General features: G+C 61.9%; 10 protein-coding genes. 1 reads left to right on the plus strand and 9 read right to left on the minus strand.

All coding sequences use genetic code 11. The features are described from left to right. Positions 1 to 350: 350 nt before the first annotated feature. Positions 351 to 2588 (plus strand): polysaccharide lyase 8 family protein, encoded by a 2238-nt coding sequence (locus ACFSE6_RS06025; RefSeq protein ID WP_388003505.1) that lies wholly within the window; start codon positions 351 to 353, stop codon positions 2586 to 2588. Between the two features lie 14 nt (positions 2589 to 2602). On the opposite strand, the gene ACFSE6_RS06030 is transcribed toward ACFSE6_RS06025, so the two are convergent. From ACFSE6_RS06030 to ACFSE6_RS06070, 9 genes are all read right to left on the minus strand, one after another. Further along, positions 2603 to 4090 (minus strand): sugar transferase, encoded by a 1488-nt coding sequence (locus tag ACFSE6_RS06030; protein ID WP_388003508.1) that lies wholly within the window; start codon positions 4088 to 4090, stop codon positions 2603 to 2605. Positions 4091 to 4352: 262 nt separating this feature from the next. Beyond that, positions 4353 to 5705: an MFS transporter gene (locus ACFSE6_RS06035; protein ID WP_388003511.1), complete on the minus strand. Its 1353-nt coding sequence runs from the start codon at positions 5703 to 5705 to the stop codon at positions 4353 to 4355. After that, positions 5702 to 6160, minus strand: a complete 459-nt coding sequence (locus ACFSE6_RS06040; protein WP_388003514.1) for a MarR family winged helix-turn-helix transcriptional regulator — start codon at positions 6158 to 6160, stop codon at positions 5702 to 5704. The genes ACFSE6_RS06035 and ACFSE6_RS06040 overlap by 4 nt, the downstream gene beginning before the upstream one ends. Positions 6161 to 6248: 88 nt before the next feature. Further along, positions 6249 to 6413 carry a hypothetical protein gene (locus ACFSE6_RS06045; RefSeq protein ID WP_388003517.1) on the minus strand — a complete coding sequence of 55 codons (165 nt, stop codon included), beginning with the start codon at positions 6411 to 6413 and terminating at the stop codon, positions 6249 to 6251. Then, on the minus strand, positions 6413 to 7183 hold the full coding sequence (locus ACFSE6_RS06050; protein ID WP_388003520.1) for a class E sortase: 771 nt from the start codon (positions 7181 to 7183) through the stop codon (positions 6413 to 6415). Before ACFSE6_RS06050 ends, ACFSE6_RS06045 begins: the two co-directional genes overlap by 1 nt. A gap of 420 nt (positions 7184 to 7603) precedes the next feature. Beyond that, positions 7604 to 8416, minus strand: coding sequence for a glycosyltransferase (locus ACFSE6_RS06055; RefSeq protein WP_388003523.1), 813 nt, complete (start codon positions 8414 to 8416; stop codon positions 7604 to 7606). Continuing rightward, a complete protein-coding gene (locus ACFSE6_RS06060) occupies positions 8413 to 9432 on the minus strand; it encodes a glycosyltransferase (RefSeq protein ID WP_388004036.1) in 1020 nt (339 codons plus the stop codon). Before ACFSE6_RS06060 ends, ACFSE6_RS06055 begins: the two co-directional genes overlap by 4 nt. Before the next feature lie 144 nt (positions 9433 to 9576). Further along, complete coding sequence (locus tag ACFSE6_RS06065; protein WP_388003526.1) at positions 9577 to 10878, minus strand: hypothetical protein; 1302 nt, start codon at positions 10876 to 10878, stop codon at positions 9577 to 9579. Between the two features lie 34 nt (positions 10879 to 10912). Next, positions 10913 to 12457, minus strand: coding sequence for a tyrosine-protein kinase domain-containing protein (locus ACFSE6_RS06070; protein ID WP_388003529.1), 1545 nt, complete (start codon positions 12455 to 12457; stop codon positions 10913 to 10915). Positions 12458 to 12550 lie beyond the last annotated feature (93 nt).

A 12550-nucleotide genomic window follows, 5' to 3' on the forward strand; every position in this document is an offset into this window, starting at 1 on the left:
CAGGGGAACCCTAGCAACCCAGGGCCAGCACGGGTAGCGACGCGAAACTGCCGCGACCGCAGGGAGCCAAGACCTAACATTGGCGAGGATCTCCGTAACGGACCTTACGTGGGTCCAGCGCACCACATCATGGCCGCCGATACGCCTCGACTCCGAGGAGTCCATTGACCGAGCCTGTCGACGACTCAGAGGGACCGTCTCCCCCCGTCACAAGGCGTCAGCTCTTGCGAGTAGGCGCGCTCACCTTAGGTGGCGCCACAATGTTGTTTGGCGTCCCCCTAGGCCTTCATGCCTGTGACGAGGACGCGGATAACCCGTTTGACTCTCTGCGCGGCCGGTGGCGGCGCCTGGTGAGCGGTAGCACCGATAACCGATCCACCCCGGTTCCAGAAGTGCAGGCGGCTATCGGGAGGGTTGACGCCCTCGCCCAGGAACACCTGGCAACACTCGAGACGTCCGACCGTCGCGCGTACCTGTGGCGCGACCTCCCATTTGAGGGAAACGAGAACCGACAGTCCCTAGACACTCGTCGCAGTTTCGCCCGGATTGAGGCGATCGCTCGCGCCTACGCCACCGCTGGATCCGAATTCGAGCGGGAACCGGAAGTACGTGCGCAGCTTCTCAGCGGACTCGACTGGCTGTACGAGAACCGGTACAACGAATCGCTTGAGCAGGCTGGCAACTGGTACAACTGGCAAATCGGGACGCCGTTACAGCTGACCAGCGCCGTTCTCCTACTCTACGACGACGTTGATGAGGCACGTCGCGACGCATACATGACGGCGGTGAACAAGTTCTGCCCGCAGCCAGACCATACTGGCGCTAATCGCATTTGGACGAGTCGAGTCGTCGCACAACGAGCCGCCCTCGTCGACGACGACAGAATGCTTACCGCGGCACGCGACGGCATCGCACCGGCCCTAACGTTCGTCGACGCAGGTGACGGCTTCTATCGCGACGGCTCGTTCATCCAGCACGAACAACATCCATATACCGGCGGCTACGGCTTGGCGGTCGTCGCGTCCACGGCGTGGTTCGTGCACCTCCTCGATGGATCGCCATGGCAATTGCAGCGGTCAGACCTGTCCGAGCTGCTCGATTGGATCGACATAGGGTTCGAACCGTGGCTTTACAGAGGATCATTCCTAAGCCCGGTGCGCGGACGCTACATCGCACGCCAGGACAGTCAGGATCATGCCGCGGGTCGAAGCGCCACCCAAGCTCTGGTACACCTAGCCTTTTCAGTTGACTCCCACCGCTCGGTTCCTTTGAAAGGTCTAGCTCGGCATCTACTCGAAGAGGAACAGTTTACCGACGTTTACAATACGCGCGACATCGGAACGATAATATACGCAAAAGCGCTGACCGACGACCCTGACACCGTGCCGCGAGCACCTTCTCAGGTGACTCGGGTCTTTCCAGCAATGGACCGGGTCGTACACCGGCGACCAAACTTTACGTTCGCGATTGCAATGTCGTCGTCGCGTATCGCCACATACGAATCGGCGAACACCGAGAACCTCAAGGGCTGGCACACCGGATCTGGCGCAACCTACTTGTACAACAGCGACCTTGCCCACTACGACGACCACTACTGGCCGACGATCGACCCTACGAGCATCCCAGGAACTACCGTGCCCGTAGGGGACCGCCCCAACGCGTTTGGTGCGGGCTACCTTAGCGACAAGGAGTGGGCCGGCGGCGCGACATTCGCGAGCCTGGCAGCGATAGGAATGGATTTCCGGACCTTCACTGACGGTCCGGACGAATCCGCTCTTACGGGCAAAAAGTCGTGGTTTCTGCTCGGTGATGAGATCGTCGCACTCGGAACCGACATCAATGGATCGTCCGGTGAACGGGTTCAGACGGTAGTCGAAAATCGAAAGGTTATCAATCGTAACGCACAGACACTGACAGTCGACGGTTCTGCTCTACACGGCTGGCCGACCGACGAAACTCTCCGCGAGTCAAGCTGGTTACACCTCGCGGGGCCCACGTCTGATAGTGGCATTGGTTACGTCTTCCCCGATCCCACGGAGATACACGTCCGCCAAGAGAGTCGTACTGGCGCCTGGTCGGACATCAACAACAGCCCGCCACATCGCGACGCCACTGAGCACCGCCGCGATTTTGTTACGCTCTGGATCGACCACGGCACTGACCCCGTGCAGAAGACCTACAGCTACATCTTGCTACCCGGCGCGACTACCGACACCACCGCGTCTTACGCACGGCAGCCAGCTGTCGACGTCCTAGCGAACACGAACTACGTGCAGGCTGTCCGGCGCGAAGACGTCCTCGCGGCCAATTTCTGGCGAAACGGGGCTCCGACGGTCGGCGGAATCACATGTCATGGACCAGCCTCAGTCCTCCGAGTACGCGACCGTGACCAGATGTCTCTGATCGTAGCCGACCCCACGCAATCGTACGAAGGGCGACTCCGGATCAATCTGAACGAATCGGCGTCGCACGTGATTTCTAGCGATCCGCGAATCACGGTACACAGGTTAGCGCCCGGAATTACGCTCTCTGTAGATTTAACTCGCTCTCAAGGCAGCTCGTACGTCGTCACATTCGAGTCGGCTTGAGACGCGTAGCCCGATCAGTATGCCCCATCGGGTCGAAGCACTGCCCTGATCGTTTTTAGAATAAGTACGATGTCGCCGCTGATGGACCAGTTCTCCACGTAGCGCAGGTCCAGCCGGACACTGTCTTCGACAGAGAGAGTCGACCGTCCGCTCACCTGCCACAAGCCGGTGATACCTGGCTTTGTCAGGAGCCGCCGATGAACATGTTGCTCATACTGCTCGACCTCGCGCGCTACTTGGGGACGAGGACCGACGACGCTCATGTTACCAACGAGGACATCCCAGAACTGAGGCAGCTCGTCGATCGAGTACTTACGCAGGAAAGCTCCGACACGAGTAACCCGGGGGTCCTTCTCGAGCTTGAACAGCAGCGCCTGACCACCATGCTCGGCAATGAGATCAGCCATTCGCGCCTCAGCGTCCACGGCCATGGTGCGGAACTTGTGGATCGTGAACGGTTTACCGTTCTGCCCGATCCGCTCCTGCGTGAACATGACGGGTCCGCGGTCGTCCAGCTTGATGGCGACAGCTACGGCAGCGAAGAGAGGCAACAACACCAACAGCGCCGCTCCGCCGAGGACGACGTCCATCGCGCGCTTCGCTACGACGTTCATTCCTGTGTACTGCGGCAGGTCCACGTGAACCATCGGCAAGCCGTCCACGGGGCTCATGTGCGTGCGCGGACCAGCGACGTCGGTGAGCCGTGAAACCATGATGAGTTCGACCGCTGAGCTCTCAAGGTTCCAAGCCAGCTCGCGAATCCGTGACCGAGAAACACTCCCGGCAATCATCACCGCGGCGATTCGCGGATCGTCCGCGAGTACCGGAATCTCGTCCATCGCCAAGCGTGGCAGTGTAGACAACAGTGGATCTGCAGCCTCGGCGGGGTTCTCAGGTCCGACGATGGCGACTGCTACTGGCTTGTATCCCGCCTCCGGGTGGCGACGGAGCTCCTTTAGCGTGTGTTCAACCTCGTCCTGGTCCCCGACGATGACCGCCCCGGCCATGGCTCGCCCCTGATTCCGCAAGGACGTCAGTACCATCCGCCAACCGAATCGACCACTCAGCAGTAGCAGGAGCCCCACGGGCAACGCCACCACGAAGTAGAACCGCGAGAACTGGATCTGGAAGAGATACGAGGTCACAGCGATGAACCCGAACGTCCCAAACGTCGCGGTCACCACACGCCGGTACTCCTCGAGACCCGCCCCGATCACGCGCCTACTTCGTGAGTCGGTCGCGGTGAGGGCTAGGACCCAGATCAGCTCAACCAGCAGGGCCGCGAAGCCGTAATCGATCTCAAACGGGCCGGCGACGACGCGACGGTCGGCGTCGCCGAACCGGGTGTGTTGGGCAACCAGCAGAGCGGCAACGATCATCACGAGGTCTGTGACGAATATCGCGTAGCGATACCTTTCGAACCAGCGCGCAGCCACCACGCGCCCCTCTGAGCCCGCTGGCCAGAGATGGCGCACGTCAAGACGGCTTTCCGTCGTCGCCACTCGATCCGCTCCCAAGTCCCCCACATTCGGTTGCTGCTGGCGCGACCGATGGTAGCCGCCAGCAGGGAGTGCCCCAAATAGTCGATTGGGAAATGACGGATGACTTTGCCGTGACGGCACGGCGGCACGCCCTCGACCGGCAGCACGATTTGGGGGCGCTCGCGCAACCACATGCCACGACATACCCCCGACTAGGCCTAAAGGGCCAATGCGATCTTGCGTACGCCCGGATAGTCACGCTCGCACAGTGATGCTGATCACATTAGGCCTTCTCGGCAGCCTGCTGCGCTTCCTCAGCAGCCAATTCTTCCCGCGTGCGCTCTCTAGCAGCCCGCTGGGCGACCGCCGCAGACCGTTCGCGGGGTCCCACCGTCACGAGGTGCGGTCTGTTTCGCAACGAGTATCGCACCTCGACCTGCCACGTGCGCTTGACCCACGCGGCGGCAACGAGCGCCACCGCCACCGACGCGATTCCTCCCACACCGACCGCCCAGCGAGCACTGAGCTGCTCGGCGACCCAACCGACGATGGGAGAACCGATGGGCGTCGTGCCCTGCACCACCATCATGTACAGGCTCATGACACGGCCACGCATCACGGGGTCGGTCGACATCTGCACCGTGGTGTTCGCCGCGGTGAGCATGGTCAAGGAGAAGTACCCGACAGGGATGCAGAGGGCGGCGTACAGCTCGTAGACGGGCGCTATCGCCTGCAGCAGCATCGTCACGCCGAAGCCGAAGGCAGCGAGGATCACCGTGCGAACCCGGGGGTTGCGCCGCCGCGCCGCCATCAGAGCACCGGTCAACGAACCGACGGCGAGGATCGAGCCAAGCAGTCCGTACTCCCCCGCGCCGAGCCCGAAGGCCTCGCGCGCCATCACGGCCGATGTGAGCTGGAAGTTCAGCCCGAACGCGCCGACGATGCCTGCGATGACGAGGATGACGACGAGGTCGCTGCGATGTTGCACGTACGAGACACCGGCGCGTAGTTGCCCCTTGCCGCGCTCGGTGTGCGGCATTGTGATGAGGTCGCCGCGGCGCATAAACACCAGGGCGAGGATGGTCGCGCCGAAGGTGACACCGTTGATGATGAACGCCCATCCCGGTCCGACAGCCGCCATGAGAAGACCCGAGGTGGCGGGACCGATGAGCCGGGCGGCGTTGAACGAGGTCGAGTTGAGACCGACGGCGTTGGGCATGTCCTTGGCAGGGACAAGCTCCGCCACGAAGGTTTGCCGCACCGGGGCGTCGAACGCCGAGAACAGCCCCAGGAGCAGAGCAAAGCCGTAGACGTGCCACAACTCGGCGTGCCCGCTGAGTACGAGGATACCGAGGCCGAGGCCAAGGATGCCCATGCCACCTTGGGTGGCCATGAGGAGCTTGCGGCGTGGGAGTCGGTCGGCAAGCACGCCCGCATACGGCCCGAGCAGGAGAATGGGCAGGAACTGCAGCCCAGTGACGACGCCGACGGCGAAGCCGGAGTCGTTCGTGAGATGTGTGAGGACGAGCCAGTCCTGGGCGACGCGCTGCATCCACGTGCCGATGTTGGCCACGAGGGCGCCGGCGAACCACAGCCGGTAGTTGAAGTAGCGCAGCGAGTAGAAGGTGCGACTCACTCATCCACCATCCTTCGCAGGATCGTGGCAGCCTGACTGAGGGCCTGCCGTTCGTCGGACGTGAGCCCGGCGAGACGCTTGTGTAACCAAGCCGTCCGGCGGCGCTTGATCTCCATGACCAGGTCACGGCCCTTGTCGGTCACGTCGACCACGACGCGGCGCTTGTCCGTTTCATCACCGGTTCGCACGACGAAGCCGCGCTCCTCGAGCGACGCCACGGTACGAGTCATGGAGGGACGCTGGACGTGATCGTGCTCCGCCAGTTTCCCCGGCGTCATCGGGCCGAGGTGAAACAGTGCCGAGAGCACCGAGTGCTGTGCCTCGCTGACCTCGAGCGTGGACTCCGTGCGTAGCCGACGAGACAGTCGAAGCACGGCCACCCGGAGGTTGGTCGCCAGATCGGGCCGGCGATCTCCTTTCCGGGGCGCCATCGAGGGGTCAGCAGGATCGCTCATATGCGTCCCAGGTTATCCGTTAGCTTAGGTAATTACCACCGCTAACGGCTGTGATGGTGCGCACCTAGTAGTGCGGCACACGCCTGGTTCAGGCCGGCTCACCGATCGTCGGGTCGAGGAGGTTGAGCTCCTCGGCGGCCCAGGGAAAGACCCAGGTAAAGAGGACGCCGACCACGGCGAGAGCGAGCACAAGCGCCTCGATGATCTTCAGCCAGGTGGGCCCGGGGAGTACCCGCCAGATCGCCGCGTACATCAGTTCCCCTCCGTCAGCTCGTCGGGCATGTCCTGGCTCGGCGGGTACCACTCGACGAACTCACCGTGTACGACGTAGCGCTCAGCCGTACTCCACAGCGGGTGGCACGTGATCAATGTGATGAGTCGATCTGTGGCTTCGACGCCCGGTTCGCCAGGCACCGGCGCAAGGATGTCCGTCTCCTCGGGGAGGATGATCTCCGATCCCGTCACCTCGTAGACCAGCCACGCCTGCCCGGTCTGCACGATGAGGCGGTCGCCCTCTTCGAGCCGGTCGATCTGATGAAAGGCCGCGCCGTAGGTTTGGCGGTGGGCAGCCAGCGCGAAGTTGCCGACCTCGCCCGGCATCGCCGTCTGGGGGAAGTGCCCGGCTCGACCACGGTCGAGCACGTCGTGCCGCCCGACTCCTTCTGCGATGGGCACCTGCCCGGCACGCTCGCCCCATCTCGGGACATAGAGCGCACCAAAGTCCTCGCCTTCCGCTGGCGCATCCATGGCGGGGGGCGCATCAGTTCGCGGGCCGTCGGCAGTCGGTCCGTCAGCGGGAACAGTGATGGACTCACGCAGATGCTCGAGCGCCTGCGCCTGTTCACGGTGCGCCTCGACGTCCGTCCAGAAGAGCTGCCAGACAACGAAAAGCCCGAGCACAAGCCCTGCCGTCAGTAGAAGCTCACCGATAAACCCGATGAACCACGTGACGGGGCCACCGCCGCCGCGCCGACGACGGCGCGCATGGGACGCCCGTCGCGGTGCGGTCGCGAGGGTGCTCATGCCTTGATCAGCGCAACAGCGCGTATAGGAGGATGGCGGTCGCTACCACCATGACACCGAGGGCCACGTACTCCACGCGGCGCCAGAAGCGGACGCGTTCGCTGTAGGACTTTCGGGGACGTGCCATGCGAGCATCATCGCATGTGGCTATGGTCATTGCTACACACCCACGCGCACGCACGGGCCGCATTCTTAACGAGCTTGTAACATACGCTTTCGCACCAGCAGCCGCTCGTGATCGGCTTCCCAGCCATACGCCCGGAAAGCGGTGAAGCTCGACTCCGTTTTAGGGTCGTCACGCCGGACGAATCACTTCACGGAAGGTGGTGGGCCTTTGCGCGTCGCGGGCAACACAGCCGTCCCACGCTGCAAGCACGTGCCCGTAGGGCCCGCGCCTCTCAGACGCAATGGTTTCGGCGTTCAAACGAACTCAGTTGTGCGCCGACCTACCGCGAATCGGAATTCCGGGTCGCGCCGCGCATGCAGTTTGTGATGGAGCAGCAGATGCGGATACCGAGTGTAGAATTTCCACGCACCCTGAATCTCGAGCATCCACGGTCGCACGCGCAACTCGGTGGTTTCCCGTGCCCATCCGTGCACCCAACGAATCCCGCCGTGTAGGACTACCGGAACCCCTCGGCGCCACGCGCGCAGGCCCAGGTCGTGGTCCTCGTAATAGACAAAGAACCGCTCATCCCACCCGGCGAGCGCCTCAAACGTGCCCCGGAGCCCGAAAACTGCCGCGCCCATCGCCCAAGCAACATATCTGTCCTCGCCTGGTTCCGCGACCACGCGATACCCCGTGCTAGGGCTAGCAGAACGGTTCCGAACCTTACGAACAACAGTTGGCACCCCCCTACCGTTGGGTTGGTCACGCCCGTCAGGCCCCAACAGTTGGGGAACTACAAGGTGCTCCCGCCCTCGATCAAGGTGGGCTGCAATGCGCGGAAGATCGGCACCACGGACCGCCAGATCGGGATTGACAAAGCCAACATATCGCCCCGACGCGGCGGCCAGCCCCACGTTATTTGCTCTGGAGAATCCGCGGTTCTCCCTTAACTCAATGATGCGCGCCCCATACGACCGGCCGACATCTACCGAGTCATCGACAGACGCGTTATCAACGATGATCCACTCCACGTCATCGCCTACGCCACGTCCGACTTCGAACCGTCGCAGCGCCTCGGCGCTGTTATAGGTTACCGTGATCAGTGACCACCTCGGTGACGTCACTCGACTCCCCCAGTGTCCTCTGCTCGGCCGCCATCAGTGCGCACTCCGAGCTGGGCGGTCGGCCGCCGCTCTTGTAGCTTCACGCCATCGCCCGCCAGCAAGCCGAGTGCCTTCCCGTACACGTCTGCCGTGGCTGACGCAATGGGTCCCCAATCCCGTCTCGACAAGTCGGGCCGACCCCGAGTCCCGGCCGCCTCCGACTCGGCCAACGCTCGTTCCAGGTCGTCAGCTGAAAGCTCGTCGTCATACAACAAGACCCACGAATGCCCAACCTCGTTTGCGAACTCACGCGTGACATCGTTGCTAGGCACGAGCACTGGGCGGCCAAGGGAGAGACTCAATAGCAGTGCGCCGGAATTGTGCATCTCCCTGTATGGCAGGACAACGAGCTGCGCATCTCTAACGTACTTGGCCAATTCATCATCGGACAGCCGTCGTAGGTCGAGCTCGATCGACGGTGATCCCTGAGCCCGGCGGGCTATCTCAGCGCCATAACTCGATGAGAGCGGAAGACCAGCAATCCGCAGTGTCACACCCTCTCGTCGGACGCCCCCTAATGCCGAGATTAACTCCTCAACGCCCTTGTACGGCCTTATCCGACCAAAAAAGAGTAGGGCGCCTCGGCGCGGCTTCACATCGTTTTCAGTCGTGTACAAATCGCGGTAATGACCGTGCGGAATGGTTGCCACGTTCGACCGAGCCCCCACGGGTGTCCACTCGTTGAGCCTGATCCAGCCCCGCGTCGCTAGCCTCATCAGGCGATTTAAGACCCGCTCGCCGACGTCACCGGCCTCATGTGGCTCCGGATTGTGCACGGTCTGGACTACGACCCCGCCCGACACTCGCAGACGCACAAGTATTACCGCGAATAGTATCCGCTTTACGATAGTGCCAGCCATCGAGTGGTGGCGGTAGAAGCGTTCCGGCCAGTGGACGTGCAATACGTCATAGGTCCGAAACAGCGCCTTTCGCCAACTGAAGAAATCAGATTTGACGTGTGACGGCATGCCGGCCATAAGTAGCCCCACATAGGGGTTCCCGCCTTCCGATGGCGGTACCGCCACCTGAAGCACCCGGACGATTGAGCCTCTCCGCCTTACCACGCGCACCCCTTCTCGCCACCTAGCTCAGCCATCCACCTTGCTACGACCCTCTGAGACTCATACGGCCAACGCGCGGGGCGTCGAAATCCCACGCAATGCCCGCCGCGGTATACGAGTGCCTCTTACGGGGCCTACGTCTGCTTCAGGAGCGGGACCACTTGCCTCAGCGATGAAGAGCGCCAATATCGCATAAAAATAGACCTCATTGTGACTGCTGTAGAACATCGTCGCGGCAACGAATCCCATGAGCCCGAGTGCCAAGACATTGTCACGCCGACGAACAAGCCGGACGAGCAGCCATACAAGCAGGACGGCATAGAGAACGAAAATCGGGAGCGGAAATTCCGCGAAGATCGATGTGTGTGTCGAATGCATCGGTGCAGTTCCGGCGGCGATACTTGCGCCGCCACCTCCCGACGGGATCTCACTGATGTCAATACCGCTCCGGTACACAGTTCCCGCAAAGCCGCCAGGTGTTACCCCAAGCAAGACGTTGAGCACGTTGTCGAACTTGATCTGGATGCCGAACTGGATAAGAAGCAGGTGCGCCTCGGTCGAGGATTGGGACGACGAGTTTGCGTTCTCCCCAACGCGGGAAAACACGTGGAATGAATCCCAGTTATTAACGAGAGTAACAAGGGTGCCTATTGCGCCGACAATGACGGTGACATGACAGACGTAGACCTTCCATACCGAGTCCGCAAGTCGCCTGGTGTGCCGATACTCCACGATGAACGCCAAGACGAAGAAGGGCACCATCAACAACGGGAGGCGCGACGCAGTGAGAAGCGACAGGAGCATGAAAGCGCCCGCGATGGGCAGCTTGACCGCATTCCGCCAAAGTCTCAGCGCCACAAATGCATACACCCCAATCGCTACCGCGGCGTGGGATTTGTCGTCGAAGCCCATGTCCGTGTAGACGTCCCCGGCCGCGAGGTCCACTGCCGTGTGGATCGATACGTAGGCCAATATAGGAAGGATCGTCCACCGGACGGCACTCTCTGTGATGTCAACCAAACGGTAGGTGCGCGTCGCTCGGTACCACGCCACCAAATAGATTCCTGCAGCCAGGAAGAAGACCGCGTGCTGCGGTTGAGCCTCGTACCCGTACGCGGAGTACACCGAAAGTGCCGCGGCGATCACGGCGCCACAAGACAAGAGGATCCAGCCGACGTCTCGTGGGCGCAGCACATGCGGAAAGGCGCTAAAAAGAGTTACCAACGATGCCAGCTGCGCGATGTTCGAGAATGCGAGACGTCCAACGATCTTGTGGCTCAGCAGCATCCCGAAAAACATCAGGACGAGGGACAACGCCACCCGCCGGGCCTGCTCGGATGATGGCTCCCGGACTGCGTCCATGCGCCAGCTCCTCCCTCGACTCGCCGCTGGCGGCTTAGTTCGTCCCGCGCCTGCGATCGTTTAGTGAGGCAAGAGACTCGCCTGGCCAGGTCGTCCGAACTCGATGACCGTTCTCAGGCGTCGTAACGACTTGAACTTCGCTCGGAACGGATTCTTGCTTGGACGGCGCTGGACGCACGGCGTCGTCAGTCACCACGCGTGCTGGCTTAGCCTGCCCGCTTGGTGTCGAGTCGTCGTAGCTGTCGTAGCGGTAGTAGTACTTGTCCCGCTCACGACGCTCAACCTTGTTCAGAACCACGCCGAGCATGTGCGCATCAACCCGTTCCAGCGCTCCGACGGACTCACTCAGCTGAGCGCGATGGATGCGGTCGGCGCCAGCTATAAGGAGTGTGCCCCCCGTGAGCTTGCTCAGAACGGCGGCGTCCGTCACCGGCAGCAATGGTGGGCTGTCGATGATGACGTGGTCGTATTCCCGAGTTGCACGGGCGAGCAAGTTGACCATCGCCTTTGATCCCAGCAGCTCGCTGGGATTTGGCGGAGTCTGCCCAGAAGGCAGAACCTCCAAGGAAGAACTTGCTGCCTGCTGCACGACGTCTTCGAGCTGAGCCCGGCCGATGAGTACCGTTGTCAGGCCGGCTCGACTCTCCAGGCCCAGGTACTCGCCGACTGATGGTTTGCGCAGGTCAGCGTCGATGAGTAAAATCCGGCCCCCAGCATCCGCGAGAGATATTGCCAAGTTGATTGCCGTGGTGCTCTTACCTTCACCTGGGACTGAAGACGTCACGACGATGGAACTGGGGCGTTCAGTCAGGTCGACGAACTGCAGATTCGTACGAAGGCGCCTGATGGCTTCCGCGCGATGACCACGTGCATCGGCATGCATAAAGACTGGATGGGACGCACCAGCATCCTCAAAGACGATGTTGCCGATCACTGGAGTCTCAGTAACTTGAGCGATGTCACGGTCGCTCCGAACCTTTGTGTCAAGCGTCTCCCGAAGCACGGCTAGCCCTACGCCGAGCAACAGGCCAAGGCCGAGGCCCAGGCCGAGATTGAGGCCAACGTTTGGCGACGTCGGCGCGGCCGGTGTTTGTGCCTCGCTCAAGACCGTTGCTTCGACAGCGGGTTCGCCATCCGAGCCTCCTGGTGCAAATCTGTCAACCGCCGAAGTGAGCTCCGAGCTGATGGCGTTTGCGACGCTTGCTGCCTGCTGGGGGCTCGCGTTGACCACCGTAATTTCAAGGATCGTCGTGTTGGTGGGAATCTCTACGCTGACCGAATTGCTTAACGCCTGCGGGCTGACGTCGAGGTCAAGGTCTTCGACAACCGGCTGAAGTACGAGCGGGGATGACGCCACCTCTGCGTAGGTCGCCATCTGGTCACGCGTGAAGTTGGTCCCCTGCCGAGCCTGCCCGAGGGTGTCGCCTAGGTCCATAGACAGTAGCGTTCGCGATGTGGCCTGGTACGACGGTGTCGCAGTGAGTGCGAGCAAGGCACCCGCAGCAAGTCCGGCAACCGCGAGCAGGGCGACAGTGATCCATCGCTTCCACAGCACACTCAGATACTCGTTGAGTCCCACCGTTGTCCCTTACAGTTGCGCGGCTCTTGGCGTCATTTTCGCATACCAGTCAGTGGCGCAAGCTTCCCATCGGGAACGTAGACGACGTTCTGA

This window comes from Georgenia deserti (genome assembly GCF_042680605.1).
GTDB lineage: Bacteria > Actinomycetota > Actinomycetes > Actinomycetales > Actinomycetaceae > Allobogoriella > Allobogoriella deserti.

Coding starts and splice junctions, on each gene's coding strand:
- ACFSE6_RS06040 (WP_388003514.1), bottom strand. CDS start 6,160: ATGAGCGATCCTGCTGACCCCTCGATGGCGCCCCGGAAAGGAGATCGC.
- ACFSE6_RS06045 (WP_388003517.1), bottom strand. CDS start 6,413: ATGTACGCGGCGATCTGGCGGGTACTCCCCGGGCCCACCTGGCTGAAG.
- ACFSE6_RS06050 (WP_388003520.1), bottom strand. CDS start 7,183: ATGAGCACCCTCGCGACCGCACCGCGACGGGCGTCCCATGCGCGCCGT.
- ACFSE6_RS06060 (WP_388004036.1), bottom strand. CDS start 9,432: ATGGCCGGCATGCCGTCACACGTCAAATCTGATTTCTTCAGTTGGCGA.
- ACFSE6_RS06065 (WP_388003526.1), bottom strand. CDS start 10,878: ATGGACGCAGTCCGGGAGCCATCATCCGAGCAGGCCCGGCGGGTGGCG.